This is a genomic window from Rhizobium sp. N731 (genome assembly GCF_001664145.1).
Taxonomy (GTDB): domain Bacteria; phylum Pseudomonadota; class Alphaproteobacteria; order Rhizobiales; family Rhizobiaceae; genus Rhizobium; species Rhizobium esperanzae.
This window is the reverse complement of sequence record NZ_CP013606.1, coordinates 10,490-25,167: the sequence shown is the minus strand read 5'-3', so window position 1 is coordinate 25,167 and position 14,678 is coordinate 10,490. Positions and strand designations below refer to the sequence as shown.

General features: G+C 63.3%; 9 protein-coding genes and 1 pseudogene. 6 read left to right on the top strand and 4 right to left on the bottom strand.

The window, feature by feature from the left end; all coding sequences use genetic code 11:
- Window positions 1-79: 79 nt before the first annotated feature.
- A complete protein-coding gene (locus AMK02_RS27570; protein WP_064808051.1) occupies window positions 80-1,117 on the top strand; it encodes a LacI family DNA-binding transcriptional regulator in 1,038 nt (345 codons plus the stop codon).
- Window positions 1,118-1,200: 83 nt separating this feature from the next.
- On the opposite strand, the gene AMK02_RS27565 is transcribed toward AMK02_RS27570, so the two are convergent.
- Complete coding sequence (locus AMK02_RS27565) at window positions 1,201-1,944, bottom strand: SDR family NAD(P)-dependent oxidoreductase (RefSeq protein WP_064808049.1); 744 nt, start codon at window positions 1,942-1,944, stop codon at window positions 1,201-1,203.
- Window positions 1,945-2,088: 144 nt separating this feature from the next.
- Here AMK02_RS27565 and AMK02_RS27560 point away from each other — a divergent pair, with 144 nt between their 5' ends.
- A complete protein-coding gene (locus AMK02_RS27560; RefSeq protein ID WP_064808805.1) occupies window positions 2,089-2,667 on the top strand; it encodes a TetR/AcrR family transcriptional regulator in 579 nt (192 codons plus the stop codon).
- A 67-nt stretch (window positions 2,668-2,734) separates the two neighbouring features.
- Here AMK02_RS27560 and AMK02_RS27555 read toward each other — a convergent pair whose 3' ends face one another.
- Window positions 2,735-3,934, bottom strand: coding sequence for a multidrug effflux MFS transporter (locus tag AMK02_RS27555; protein ID WP_064808047.1), 1,200 nt, complete (start codon window positions 3,932-3,934; stop codon window positions 2,735-2,737).
- A 256-nt stretch (window positions 3,935-4,190) separates the two neighbouring features.
- Between AMK02_RS27555 and AMK02_RS27550 the strand changes: the two genes are divergently transcribed.
- Complete coding sequence (locus AMK02_RS27550) at window positions 4,191-4,895, top strand: TetR/AcrR family transcriptional regulator (protein WP_064808045.1); 705 nt, start codon at window positions 4,191-4,193, stop codon at window positions 4,893-4,895.
- A gap of 12 nt (window positions 4,896-4,907) precedes the next feature.
- Here the strand turns inward: AMK02_RS27550 and AMK02_RS27545 are convergent, their stop codons facing one another.
- Window positions 4,908-5,348, bottom strand: a complete 441-nt coding sequence (locus AMK02_RS27545; RefSeq protein ID WP_064808038.1) for a response regulator — start codon at window positions 5,346-5,348, stop codon at window positions 4,908-4,910.
- Between the two features lie 281 nt (window positions 5,349-5,629).
- On the opposite strand from AMK02_RS27545, the gene AMK02_RS27540 reads away from it, so the two are divergent.
- On the top strand, window positions 5,630-6,169 hold the full coding sequence (locus tag AMK02_RS27540) for a L,D-transpeptidase family protein (RefSeq protein WP_064808036.1): 540 nt from the start codon (window positions 5,630-5,632) through the stop codon (window positions 6,167-6,169).
- Between the two features lie 50 nt (window positions 6,170-6,219).
- Here AMK02_RS27540 and msrA read toward each other — a convergent pair.
- Window positions 6,220-6,927, bottom strand: a pseudogene (gene msrA, locus AMK02_RS27535) (peptide-methionine (S)-S-oxide reductase MsrA).
- Between the two features lie 198 nt (window positions 6,928-7,125).
- On the opposite strand from msrA, the gene AMK02_RS27530 reads away from it, so the two are divergent.
- A complete protein-coding gene (locus tag AMK02_RS27530; protein ID WP_064808034.1) occupies window positions 7,126-12,594 on the top strand; it encodes an alpha-2-macroglobulin family protein in 5,469 nt (1,822 codons plus the stop codon).
- Window positions 12,594-14,675 carry a penicillin-binding protein 1C gene (gene pbpC / locus AMK02_RS27525; RefSeq protein ID WP_064808032.1) on the top strand — a complete coding sequence of 694 codons (2,082 nt, stop codon included), beginning with the start codon at window positions 12,594-12,596 and terminating at the stop codon, window positions 14,673-14,675. Before AMK02_RS27530 ends, pbpC begins: the two co-directional genes overlap by 1 nt.
- The last annotated feature ends 3 nt before the right edge of the window (window positions 14,676-14,678 follow it).

The following is a 14,678-nucleotide window of genomic DNA, read 5'->3' as shown; positions in this document are numbered from 1 at the left end:
GAAGGATCTGGCAATCGAGGCGTTACGTCCTTTGCGCGTTTCCATCGCGCGGCGTCGTCAGGGAGGAAGATCGCTGCAGATGAAAGGAATTCGCCAGCTCGCCGAGCATCTCGACATTTCGATCGGAACGGTGTCGCGGGCGCTGAACGGCAAGCCGGATGTCAATGAAGACACGCGCCGGCGCGTGCTCGCCGCCGCCGAAGAGCTCGGTTATGTCGCCAACCAGTCGGGCCGCAGCCTGCGCCAGGGCATGACCAACGTCATCGGGCTGATGCTCGAGGTCAGTCGCGAAACGGTCGAAAACAGCGACGACTTCTTCCTCGGCGTCACCGACGGGCTGCAGAGCGTCTTTTCCCGTCACAAGCTCGATCTGGTCATGCTGCCCTGCCCCGACGACGAGGATCCGCACGAATATCTGAAGCGCATGGTGGCGCGCCGCCTTGTCGACGCACTGATCATCTCGGCGACGCGGCGCACCGACCGGCGCATCGAGCTTCTGGAAAAGGCCCGCATCCCCTTCGTGGCGCTCGGCCGCAGTGCGTCCGGCGGCAGCTATACCTGGATGGACCTCGATTTCGAAGGTGTAGCGGCACGCGGCGTCGACCGGCTCGTCGCCAAGGGCCACCGGCGGATTGCCGTGGCGGCCCCGTCCTCCGACATCAATCTCGGCTATATCTTCCTCGACAGTTACCGTCAGGCGCTGAAACGCCACAATATTCCCTTCGATCCCGCCCTCGTCATCCGTGTGAAATCGAGCGAACAGGGCGGCTATCAGGCCGGCCACGAGCTGCTGATGATCGAAGACCGGCCGACGGCGATCATTCTGATCCACGAGCTCATGGCGATCGGGCTTTATCGCAGGCTGGCCGAGGCCGGCATCGTGCCCGGCCGCGACCTCGCCGTCGTCGGCTTCCGCGAAGAGTCGCGCACCCATTTCCTGCAGCCGACGCTGACCTCCTTCCGCATGTCGCTGCGCGATCTCGGCGCCCAGCTCGGCGAAACCCTGCTCGCCACCATGCCGGCCTATGCCGACCATTATCCGCAGGGTGCCCGCAACAGGATCTGGCCGATGGAGCTCGTTCCGGGCGAAAGCGACGCCTTCACGCTCACGGCTTGAAGCACACTGCTCAGACCCCGCTTGGTGCCGCCGAAGCTTCGCGGCTCGACAATTGACGCGTCATCGCGCCAACACCGGCTGCCTCACCAAGGCAGCGTCCCCTCGGCATTCGAGAAGGTACCCGTAGGGCTGTCCGATCCGAGCAGTGCGACTCGCACCGGTTCACGCGCAGCGTCCTCGACCGGGCCGCCATATTCGCTCATGTCCGTGGCGGTAAGGCCCGGGCAGACAGCGTGAACCTTGATGTGAGTGCCTTCGAGTTCAATCGCCAGCGCTTGCGTGATCGCATTCAGGGCGCTTTTCGAGGTCGTATAAGCGCTCGCATATTGGCGCAGGGGGTTCGAAAAATTGCTGTTCAGCGTCAACGAGCCGGTGGAGCTGGATATGTTGATGATTTTTGCCGCCGGCGCCGCGCGAAGGAGCGGCAGCATCGCCTGGGTGACGGCAAGGACGCCAAAGACGTTGGTCGCGAACACCGTCCGGAGTTCGTCGAGCTTGACGACAGACATTCGCGTCTCGGTGACGATCTGGGCATTGCTTCGTCCCGCCGCACCGCCATGTCCGACGCCCGCATTGTTGACGAGAACATCGAGCCGGCCATAGGTCTCGCGGATGCGCGCTGCCGCCTGGGCGATCGAGGCTCCATCGGTAACGTCAAGCTGAATTGTGCGGGCGTCGGGTCCCACGCCGCGAACGACGTTTTCGCCCGCTTCAAATCGTCGCGAACCCAAAAGCACTGTGAAGCCCTGCTGTGCGAGATCTTTCGCGATCTGAAGGCCGATTCCTTTGTTTGCTCCCGTGACGAGCGCAACTGGTTTGTGATGCATGTTTCATTCTCCTTGGGACTTGGCAGAGACGACCCTTCATGCGATATACGGAACGATCGTCCGCTTAGCCATATACGGAACCATGTTCCGTTTATCAAGGGGTAGAATTTGTCCGGGGATACAAAATTGCCGAGCTATGCTGAGATGGCGGCGACCGGCCGGCGTCGGAGGGCTGATGCGCAACGCAACATCGGCTCGCTTGTTCAAACAGCATCGGAGGTATTCGCCGAGTCAGGGCTGGACGTGCCGATACGCGAAATCGCGGACAGGGCGGGCGTTGGCGTCGGCACGCTTTACCGCCATTTTCCGACACGGTCCGACCTAGTCGTCGCGGTCTTTCGCAAAGAGGTCGACGAGGCCGTCGAGGCGGCGTCGGCGCTGGCCGCCGAGCGCCCGCCGGGCGAGGCGCTCGAGCGCTGGATCGAGGGCTATGTCGATTTTATCGCAGCGCATCGTGGGCTGGCAGCAGCCTTCAATTCGGGCGATCCGGCTCTTGAAGGGCTGCCCGCCTATTTTTTGGAGCGGCTGGGCCCGCTGGTGCAGACGCTGCTGGATGCGGCAGCCGCCGGTGGTCAAATACGGGCTGGCGTGAAGGCGCACGAACTTCTCCACGGTGTCGGCATGTTATGCGTGCCGCCCAACTGCGGTGAACCGACCGAGCCGCGGCGGATGGTGGGCTTGTTCATGGACGGATTGCGCTATGCCGCCGCAAAGCCGGCATAGCTGAAGCGACGCCATGATGCAGAGCAGTGAGGAGCCGCAGCCGGGTGACCGGTGCGGCCCGTCACGATCATTCGGCGGCGACGGCGGCGGCGCGGCGGCCGATCGTGGCCTGCGTCAGCACGAAGGCCCAGAAGGCGCAGACGGCGATGCCGGCGGCCATCGGAACGGCGGTGCCGTCGAAGAACAGGCTCGAGATCACCATGGCGACGGCGGCGATGACGAAATGCAGCGTACCCATCAGCGACGAGGCGGTGCCGGCGATTGCGCCGTGATCCTCCAGCGCCAGCACGGCGCTCGTCGGGATGACGAGACCGAGGAAGCCGTATCCGATGAACAGGAAGCTCGCCATAACAGGCAGCTGATTGAAGCCTGAGGCCATCACCACCGCCATGACGATCATGGCCAGCGCAAAGGCGCTGACGGCAAGCCGCATGACGCGCACCAGGCCGAAACGCTCGCCGAGCCAGCCCGTCGCCTGCGATACCGCGAAAAAGGAGACGGCATTGATCGAGAAGGCGAAGCTGTATTCGGTCGGCGTCAGCCCGTAATGCTGGATCAGCACGAAGGGCGAGTTGGCGAGATAGACGAGGAAGCTCGAAATGCCGAGACCGCCGATGAAAGTCAGCGTCAGGAAATTGCGGTCGGCGAGCAGCAGGCGATAGGCCTTCATGGCGCTGCCGAGGCCGCTGCCATTGCGCTCCTCGGCCGGGCGGGTTTCCTCAAGCTGGGTGGAAAGCAGGAGGAGGCCGATCACCGCGGCACCGGTCACGGCCCAGAATACGCCGCGCCAGCCGGAGAGCTCGATAACGGCGCTGCCCGTCAGCGGCGCCAGGATCGGCGAGATCGAGAAGACCAGCATCAGCAGCGACATCAGCCGCGCGGCCTGGACGCCGGTATGCATGTCGCGGACGATGGCGCGGGGGATGACCATGCCGGCGGCACCGCCGATGCCCTGGACGAAACGGAAGGCGATCAGCGTTTCGATATCGGTCGCAAATGCGCAGCCGATCGACGCGACGGCGAAGAGACCGATACCGAGATAGAGCGGCAGCTTGCGGCCCCACATGTCCGACAGCGGCCCGTAGACGAGCTGCGCAAGCGCAAAGGAGATGAAGAAAGCGAGCAGGGTCAGTTGGGTGACGCTGTTATCGGCATGCAGGTCCTGGCCGATGGAGGGCAGCGCAGGCAGATACATGTCGATGGCAAAAGGACCGATGGCCGACAACAGGCCGAGAATGAGGGCAATGCGAAAGAAGGAAGCCGTCATAATGGTGATCTTTCGTAGAAGCGCAGCGGAGGCGCCGGATCGTCGCTCCGCACTCTCTGGAATCGACGCATCGTGCTCTCCGAAAATCGGTCCGATTTTCGCGCCGATGCGCTGGGTTCAATGATGATCGTTCGCGCGAAGACGAAGTTGGGAGCTCATATCTCCAGCGGCGGAACCAATGGTGTCAATAAATTTGGACACGCCTGTAAAATTAGACGCCATTGTCTAAACCGTCAAGACGTCTTATCTTCGCTCCATGAAAGACAGCGTGACACCGGCAGGCCGGATGGCGGGGCATACGCAGCGTGGACAATGCGCCAAGCGTATGTCGATCCTCGATGCCGCCGCCGACGTCTTCTGCCGCAAGGGTTTTGCAGCCGCCAGCATCGACGAGATCGCCGCCGTTGCCTGTGTCTCCCGCCAGACGATCTACAATCATTATCGGGAAAAGGAGACGCTGTTCGTCGCCGTCGTCGAGGACGTGATGAACCGCACCAACGCCACGCTCTTTTCCGTGCTGTCGACCTTTCCTGACAGCGCCGACGATCTGGAGGACGGTCTGACGGCGTTTGCGGTGCGCCTCAACAAAAACTGCATCTGCAATCATGACGGAAAATTCCTGCGCAAACTGGTGCAGACGGAGGGTGAGCGATATCCGCACCTCTTCGAAAGCTGGCGCCAGCAGGGGCCGGGCAAGCTGACCACTGCGCTTTCCGCGCTTCTCGCGCGCCTTGCCCACAGTCAAGCGCTTGCTATCGATGATTTCGACGTCGCCGCCCGGCAGTTCGTGGCGCTCGCCAATGCCGACCTGCAGATGATGACGCTGTTCGGCGGCACACCCACCAATGAAGAACTGGAAAAGGCGGCGCGCAATGCCGTGCGGACCTTTCTCAAGGCCTATGGCAACCCGAAGGCCGAAAAGGGCGCCGGAGAGCCGCAGCTCGCGGCCATGTCCGGCTGATCTCCCCTGCGATCACGTAAAGACCGTCATCTGCGCCGGCACGACCGCGAAGCGGCCGACACGGCGCGCGGCCAGATATTTCAGCAGCTGTTCGACAAGCGAAGGCATGACCGGCTTCTGGACGACGCCGACCGCTCCCTTGACGCCGCCGGCGACGGTCTCGGGATTGCCGGTCATGAACACGACGGCGAGACCATGCTCTTCCGCCAGCCGCCTGCCGAGATCAGGCCCGGTTCGGCCATCGGCGAGATTGACGTCGACGAAGGCGATATCGGCGGACGGCGCCAGCCGCAGCGCCTGTTCGCGATTATTCGCAAGGCCTGCGACCTGCATGCCGATACCTTCCACCGTCGCGCCGAGATCAAGCGCGATCAGGAATTCATCTTCGACGATCAATACTCTCTGCTTCATGAGATCATCTCGTTGGCAGCGCCGCACGACATTGGTGGCCATGATCTGTCCTCTTGTTACGCACATACTTCGAAAGAAGGAGCCGCTCGACAGTCGTCCCTGCCGAAACTCATTGTCGTAACGGGAAACCTGACGATATGTTCCGCGGTGGAACGCGATTTTCGCCATTTAACCTATTGTTAACGTTGATAAATCCTTAACACGAAGCCGACAAGGCAAAAATCCGCCGCTCAATCACGTTGAATTTCAACCGCCTACTTCTGGATGAGAGCGGGCAATGATACGATCGGATCATCCATGGGGCTCGGCGATTGAGGATCACATTGCGAACCAAACTTATCGTCCTGATCATCGTGGCCGTCAGCCTTTTCGCCTATACCAAAGTGATGGCCAGGATCGGCTCGGGCTCGCCGCCCGCGAATGCACCGCCGGTGCAGCGCGCGGACCTCATTCGCGTTTATAAGTGCGAACGCCGCATGGTCCTTTTCAGGGGAGACGCTCCGATCTCGACGTATCAGATTTCGCTTGGAAGTGCCGCCGATGCAGGCCCCAAACAACGCGAAGGCGACGAGAAAACACCGGAAGGGCGTTATGAAATAGACTGGCGCAATCCAAAATCCGTGGCCCATCTCAGCCTGCACATTTCCTATCCGAATCCGAAAGAGCAGCATGAGGCTGACGTAGGCGGCTATCCGCCCGGCGGCGGCATCATGATCCACGGGCTGCCCAATGGCTGGGGCCTGCTCGGAGGAATCCATCGCCTGTGGGATTGGACGGATGGCTGTATCGCGGTCACCGATGCGGAGATGCGCGATGTCTGGGCCCGCGTTCCCGACCATACGCCCATCGACATCATGCCTTAAGCGAGTGCGACCAGTCCACCGGCATCAACCCCGAGACCGACAGGCTCAAATCAGCCCTTGGTCTTCCCGACGAGCATCGGCTGGCTGCGGTAGTCGGCGGGAAACAGCGACTTCAAATTCTCGATCTTCGGCAGGTCGTTGTAGACGATATAGGGATAGGTCGGATTGCGCGTCAGGAAATCCTGATGATAGGCCTCGGCGGGATAGAAGCCGCGCGCATCCGATACCTTGGTGACGATCGGCTTCGGGAAGACGTGCGCCTTGTCGAGCTGATCGATGTAGCGCTCGGCCACCTCTCGCTGCTCGGCAGCGGTGACGAACAGCGCCGAGCGGTACTGGGTGCCGCGATCCGGTCCCTGGAAATTCAGCTGCGTCGGGTTGTGCGCCACTGAGAAGAAGATCTGCAGCAACCTGCCGTAGGTCACCTTTTTCGGATCGAACCTGACCTCGACGGCTTCGGCGTGACCGGTCGAGCCGGTGCTGACCGTTTCGTATTGCGCCGTTTCAGCCTCGCCGCCGGCATAACCGGAGACGGCGTTCTCGACGCCGTTCACATGCTGGAAAACACCCTGGACGCCTCAGAAACAGCCGCCGGCGAAAATGGCGGTCTCGGTGCCGGACCCGGCGGTCTCGTCAATGGCCGGCGGCGGTATCACAACCGCTTCCTCGGCCGCACCGGCAGCACCGGCGCCGAGTGTGAGAATGGTGGCGGCAAAAACCCCGGCAAGGCTATTGCGGCGGCGCGACGACATCGACATTGCACGACCTCCTGACGATCGCTCAAATCCTTGCTCATCCTTGCAAAAGCGGCAAATCACAAGGCGTTCACTCACGCCGATGTGACAACCAGATGAAAGCGTGTGTTTGGAGATGAAACACCGCTCAAGTTGAGTTGACAATCGCATGAGGAGTGAGGAGAGTGCCGCCGATCAGAGCCAGCATTCCGGGGGGAACCTATGTCCGTGCGCTCTTTCTTTGCTTTCGCCATCATCGCGTTTTTTTCCGCCATTGCCATCGGCCTTCCAGCCGCCGCTGCGGAGACCAAGCGTGACATCCAGACGATAAAAGACGCCGATTTCTTCGGCTTCGATCTTCGCACCGAGCAGAACGTCTCGCTCGACCAGTGCAAGACCTCCTGCATCGGCGACAAGAGCTGCAAGGCCTTCACCTACAATCCCAAGGTGAAATGGTGCTTCCTGAAATCAGATTTCAAGACGATGAACGCCTTCCCCGGCGCCATCGCCGGCAAGATCGTCGAGACATCAGGCAAGCAGGAGCCGGATCTCGGCGCCGCACCGCGCCTGACCTTCCTGAGCAACGACCTCGTCCAGCAGGCGCATGACTTCAAAGACAATCTCGCGCTTGCCGACGACCAGCAGGGCCAGGGCGTCGACAGCCTGACGGCCAACGCCCGCATCGACCTCACCGGCAACAATCTGGCCGAGGCGCTGAAGTCCTTCCATGGCGCGCTGTCGATCACCCCTGACGACGCCGATCTCTGGCTCGAAACCGCCCGCGCCGCCGCTTCGCTCGGCAGCGCCGAGACCAACACATCAGGCCAGGCCGTACTCGACGCGCTGAACGGCTACGAGCTGACGCGCACCAAGCCGAAGCGCGCCGAGGCGCTCGCCGTTCTCGCCGACGCCCTGGACCGAAACGCCAATTACCGTCCGGCTCTCGACGCCTACAAGGCGAGCCTGGCGCTGGTTGCCTCCGAGGATGTGCAGGCGGCCTACCTGCAGCTGAAATCGACGCAGGGCTTCCGCATCACCGAACATACGGTCGACGCCGACAGCGCCACGCCGCGCGCCTGCGCCACCTTCTCCGAGGCGCTGATCAAAACCACCGACTACACGCCTTTCGTGACGCTGAACGGCGAAGCGCCAAAGGCGGTCGAAACCAAGGACAAGCAGATTTGCGTCGAGGGCCTGACGCATGGCCAGACCTACAAGATCGCCTTCCGCACCGGCCTGCCGTCATCGGTCGACGAGACGCTCGACGCGCCTGTTACCATCGACGTCTATATCAAGGACCGCAGCCAGATGGTGCGTTTCACCGGCGATAGCTTCGTGCTGCCCTCGACGGCGCGCCGCGGCATTCCGATCGTCTCGGTCAATCTGACCTCGGCCAACCTCAAGCTCTACCGCATCGGCGACCGCGCCATCGCGCCGCTCTTGACCAACTCGCAGTTCCTGACCCAGCTCGACGGCTACAGCGCCCAGAACATCGAGGATCAAAGCGGCGAACTCGTGTGGCAGGGTTCGATCGACATCGCCAACGAGCTCAACAAGGACATCATCACCAGCTTCCCCGTCGATGAGGCGCTGCCCGAGCGCAAGCCCGGCATCTATGTGATGACGGCGACGGCGCCGAACGGCCCGGCGCAGGAGTGGGATTCGCAGGCGACGCAATGGTTCCTGGTCTCCGATATCGGCATCAGCACCTATGCCGGCACCGACGGTCTCAACGTCTTCACCCGCTCGCTCGCCTCGGCCAAGCCGATAGCAGGCGTCGAATTGCAGCTGCTTGCCAAGAACAATGAGGTGCTCGGCACGGCAACGACCGACGAAAACGGCCGCGCGACCTTCACCGCCGGCCTGATCCGCGGCACGGCGGCGCTGACGCCCGCCGTCATTACCGCCAAGAACGGCGCGTCGGATTATGTCTTCCTCGATATGACACGCGCCGGCTTCGATCTCTCCGACCGCGGCGTCACCGGCCGGGCCTCACCCGGCGCGATCGACGTGCTGACCTTTACCGAACGCGGCATCTATCGCGCCGGCGAAACGGTGCATGCGCAGGCGCTTGCCCGCGATACCGACGGCAATGCCATCGAGAACCTGCCGCTGACCTTCATCTTCAGCCGGCCGGATGGCGTCGAAGACCGCCGGATCGTCAGCCAGACCAGCAATCTCGGCGGTTATTCCGTCGATTTCGCCACCCAGGAAAACGCCATGCGCGGCACCTGGACGATGAACATCTATACCGATCCGAAGGGCAGCGCGATCGCCAGCAAGAGTTTCCTGGTCGACGATTTCGTGCCCGATCGTACCGACATGGAGATCAAGACCGAGGCCAAGGAGATCGGCCCGGACACGCCGGCGAACATCACCATCTCAGGCAAATATCTCTATGGCGCTCCGGCCGTCGGCCTGACGCTCGAGGGCGACGTCGTCGTCAAGCCGACGCGTGAGAGCACCGCCTATAAGGGATTCTTCTTCGGCCTTGCCGACGAGGAGGCGAACGAGGATTCGCGTCTGCCGATCGAGGGGCTGCCCGCACTCGACGAAAATGGCGAAGCTTCGACCGACCTCACCGTCGGCGAGCTGCCGGCAACGACGCAGCTGCTCAACGCCACCGTTTATATACGCATGCAGGAAGCGGGTGGGCGCGCCATCGAGCGTTCGCTTGTCCTTCCGGTGAAGAGCGAGCGCGCTTCGATCGGCATCAAGCCGGAATTTTCCGACGAGCTGCCCGAGAATTCCGTCGCCAACTTCACGGTGATCGGCGTCAATGCCGAGGGACACAAGCAGGAGACGAAGGGCCTGCGCTGGAAATTCTACAGCCTCAACCGCGAATACCAATGGTATCGCGAGGGAACGGCTTGGAAATACGAGCCGGTTTATACCGCCGAGCAGGTTTCCAACGGCAGCGTCGACGCGACGATGGATGGCGGCAAGATTTCCGTGCCGGTGACCTGGGGCCGCTACCGCCTCGAAGTGGAAAGCCCTGACGCCGACGGCCCGACCTCCAGTGTCGAATTCGACGCCGGCTGGTTCGTCGCCTCGACGTCGACCGAAACGCCGGACGGCCTGGAAATCGCCCTCGATAAGGATAGCTACAAGATCGGCGAAACCGCCAAGCTGAAAATCACGTCGCGCTACGGCGGCGAACTGATGGTGACGGCCGGAACAGAAAAGCTCGTTGCCGTAGAGAACGCCACGATCGGCGAGACAGGCGGCGAGATCGACATCCCGGTCACGGCGGACTGGGGCGCCGGCGCCTATGTCACGGCAACACTCTTCCGCCCGGGCGACGCGCAGGACAGCCATATGCCGATGCGCTCGATCGGCATCAAGTGGCTGAAGGTCGACCCCGAACAGCGCGCGCTTGATGTGAAGCTCGATACGCCGGAAAAGATGCTGCCGCGCCGACCGCTTGATATCAGCCTGCAGGTGACGGGCGCCGGCGCCAACGAGGATGCCTATATGACGGTTGCCGCCGTCGATGTCGGCATTCTCAACCTGACGCGTTACGAACCGCCGAACCCGGAAGACTGGTATTTCGGCCAGCGTCAGCTCGGTCTCGAGATCCGCGATCTCTATGGCCGGCTGATCGACGGCTCGCTGGGTGCGACCGGCAAGCTCAGGACCGGCGGCGACGGCGGCGCCATTGCGCTGCAGGCAAGCCCGCCGACGCAGAAGCTCGTCGCCTTCTTCTCCGGTCCGGTGAAGCTCGACGCCGAAGGCAAGGCCAAGGTCTCCTTCGACATTCCGCAGTTCAACGGCACGGCGCGCGTCATGGCGGTCGCCTGGTCGAAATCAGGTGTCGGCCACGGCATCAAGGACGTCATCATCCGCGATCCCGTGGTCGTGACAGCGAGCCTGCCGAAATTCCTCGCCCCTGGCGACAAGGCCAATCTGCGCCTCGACATCGCCAATACCGATGCGCCGGCCGGCGACTACAAGCTGCAGCTGACCGGCAATGACGCGGTCGGCATCGAAGCAGCATCCGCCGCGCAGACGATCCGCCTCGAAGCCGGGGCGAAATCCGAACTGACGCTTTCGCTCATCGGCAAACAGCCGGGCGCCGGCAGTGTCTCGATCAACCTGTCCGACGCCTCCGGCCTTTCACTTGACCAGACCGTCGATGTGCCGGTTCGTCCGGCATCCCTGCCGATCACCCAACGCCGGGTGCTGGCGCTGAAGCCGGCGGCCAAGCTGACGGTCGACAAGAACCTGTTGGCCGACAGCGTGCTGCCCGGCGCCTCGATCAGCGTCAACGTCACTCGTTCGGCGGCATTCGACATTCCGGCGCTGCTGATGACGCTCGACCGTTATCCCTTCGGCTGCGCCGAGCAGACCACCAGCCGGGCGCTGCCGCTGCTCTACTTCGCCGAAGTGGCGAAGCAGGCCGGCATCGAAAACGACGACGACGTGCACAAGCGCGTGCAGGACGCGATCTACCGGGTACTCTCCTACCAGGCCTCGGCCGGCAGCTTCGGCCTCTGGGGGCCGGATTCGGGCGACGTCTGGCTCGATTCCTACGTCACCGATTTCCTGACGCGTGCCCGCGAAATGAAATATGACGTGCCGGAACGGGCCTTCGTGCAGGCACTCGAAAACCTGCAGAATACGCTCTCCTACACCACCGACATCAAGGGCCAGGGCGACCAGATCGCCTATGCCATCTATGTGCTCGCCCGCAACAAGAAGGCGGCGATCAGCGATCTGCGTTATTACGCCGATACGATGATCAACGACTTCCCGACGCCGCTTGCCAAGGCGCATATCGCCGCTGCACTGGCGCTTTATGGCGACGCCCAGCGTTCGAAGAACATTTTCATCGACGCGCTGCAGATGTCGCAGCAATCGATGGTGTCGCGCGTCAACCTCTCACGCACCGACTACGGCACGATCCTGCGCGACGGTGCGGCGATCCTGGCGCTCGCCGCCGAAAGCCGACCGGTACCGCCTGTCGTCCCGGATCTCGCCAAGGCCGTCGCCAAGGAATGGGGCCGCAGCAAATATAAGAGCACCCAGGAAGAGGCCTGGATGCTACTTGCCGCGCGCGCCCTCCAGGGCGGTGATGACGGTCTGAAGATCGATGTCAACGGCGCGGCGCATAGCGGCGCCTATATGGCGCGCATGACCGGCGATGCGCTCGCCGATCATCCGCTGACGCTGACCAACCAGACGAATGACGCGGTCTCGGCTGTCGTCACCACCGTTGCCGCCCCTACCGTGCCGCTGCCGGCCGGCGGCGACGGCTTCCTCATCGAGCGCAGCTATTACACGCTCGACGGCGAGGAGGCCAATGTCAGTGAGGCAAAGCAGAACGAGCGTTATGTGGTCGTCATCCACGTGCGCGAAACCAATGACTGGCAGTCGCGCATCGTCATCACCGACCTTCTGCCGGCCGGCTTCGAGATCGACAATCCGAACCTCGTCGACAGCGCCCAGATGACGAATTTCGACTGGATCGGCGAAATATCAGCCGCCCATACGGAATTCCGCTTCGACCGCTTCGTCGCCGCCTTCAACCGCGCACCGGGCGACGAGCGTGAATTCAACGTCGCCTATGTCGTACGCGCCGTCACCCCTGGCACCTACGACCATCCGGCCGCAAGCGTCGAGGACATGTACCGGCCGGAGCTTTCGGCCCGCACGGCGACCGGCAAGATGGAGGTCGTAGCAGCACAATAATGAGGCTGTGGCACAAGTTCGCGATCGGCTCCGCCGCCGGCATCCTGCTTGCCGGCGCGGCTCTCTTCGCGCTCGACGCCGCCGACCGGGCCTTTCCGCCGCCGCTCGACAAGGCTGATGTGGTTTCACCCGAGGTGCTGGATGCCGATGGGCAGCTGCTGCGCGCCTTCGCCACGCCAGAAGGCCGTTGGCGGCTGAAGACTGTGGTCGCCGATGTCGATCCGCAATTCCTGCGCATGCTTGTTGCCTATGAGGATCAGCGTTTCTACGATCACGGCGGCATCGATCTTTGGGCGCTCGGGCGGGCCAGCCTGCAATTCGTCCGCAATGGCCGCATCGTCTCCGGCGCCTCGACGCTGTCGATGCAGGTGGCCCGGCTGATCGAGCCGCGCGCCGAACGTTCGTTTTCGGCAAAACTTCTGCAGCTCGCACGCGCCGTGCAGATCGAACGGCGGCTGTCGAAGGAAGAGATCCTCGACCTCTATCTCACACACGCGCCCTATGGCGGCAACCTCGAGGGCGTGCGCGCCGCAAGCCTTGCCTATTTCGGCAAGGAGCCGCGCCGCCTGACGGTGGCCGAGGCGGCGCTGCTGGTCGCCCTGCCGCAATTGCCGGAACGGCGTCGGCCGGACCGCAATCTGAAGGCGGCGCAGGAGGCGCGCAAACGCGTGCTCGATCGCGTCGCAGTGGCCGAGGCCGTCGGCGATGGCGAGGCGGAACGAGCCGAAGCTGTCGCCATTCCGCCGCGACGCCTGCAATTGCCTGCCTTTGCCGCCCATCTCGGCGAAGCCGCATTGCGCAAGGAGCCTCTGGTCCTCAAGCATCGGACGACGTTGAAGAAGCAGGTGCAACAGGGGCTGGAATCCGTGGCGCGCGCAGCGGCGACGAAACTCGGGCCGAAACTTTCGCTCGCCATGGTGATGGCGGATGCGCAGACTGGGGCGATCGTCGGCGAAGTCGGCTCGGCCGATTATTTCGATGCCAGCCGCTCCGGCTGGATCGACATGACGCGCGTCAACCGTTCGCCGGGCTCGACGCTGAAGCCTTTCATCTACGGTCTCGCTTTCGAGCAGGGCCTGGTCTCCCAGGAGACGATCATTGAAGACCGGCCCGCCGATTTCTTCGGCTACCGGCCGCGCAATTTCGACATGAGCTATCAGGGCGATGTCACCGTCCGCGAGGCCTTGCAGCTCTCCTTGAACGTGCCGGCCGTCAAGCTGCTCGACGCCGTCGGGCCGTCGCGCCTGCTGGTGCGCTTCCGCCGCGCCGAGGTGCGCCCGGCCCTGCCGCCGAATGAAACGCCCGGACTGGCGATCGGTCTCGGCGGCGTCGGCCTCACGCTGAAGGATCTGGTGCAGCTTTATACGGCGCTCGCCAATCGCGGCCAGCCGGCAAGGCTCGGCGACGGTGTCACCGGCACGCCGGGCAAAATCGAGGGCGAACCGCTGCTGGAGCCGATCGCCGTCTGGAACGTCGCCGATATTCTCTCCGGCGTCATTCCCCCCGCCGGCGCGCCGCAGCGCGGCATCGCCTATAAGACCGGCACGAGCTACGGCTATCGCGACGCCTGGTCGGTCGGCTATGACGGCCGTTACGTGCTCGGCGTCTGGGTCGGCCGGCCTGATAACAGCGCCGTGCCCGGTCTGACCGGCTATGGCACCGCCGCGCCGATCCTGTTCGAGGCTTTCGCTAAATCCGGCATCGCCACGACGCCCCTACCCCGCCCGCCGGCGGGAGCCGTGCGCATCGCCCAGTCCGAATTGCCGATCAGCCAGCGGCGTTTTGCGCTCAACGCCAGCGGCCTGCTCGTCGCCTCCGGCCGCGAGCCCGCGCCGCAGATCGTCTATCCGCCCGAGGGCGCCCATATCGATCTCGGCGCAAAGGGGGGCGATCTGTCGCCGCTGCTGTTGAAGCTGCAGGGCGGCCGCGCCCCCTTCCGCTGGCTTGCCAACGGCAAGCCATTGCCCGATCTCTCGCGCCGGCGCACCCAGCAATGGCTGCCCGACGGCGGCGGCTATTCGAAACTGACCGTCATCGATTCAGCCGGACGCGCCGCAAGTGTCGGCGTTTTCATCGATTGAGGC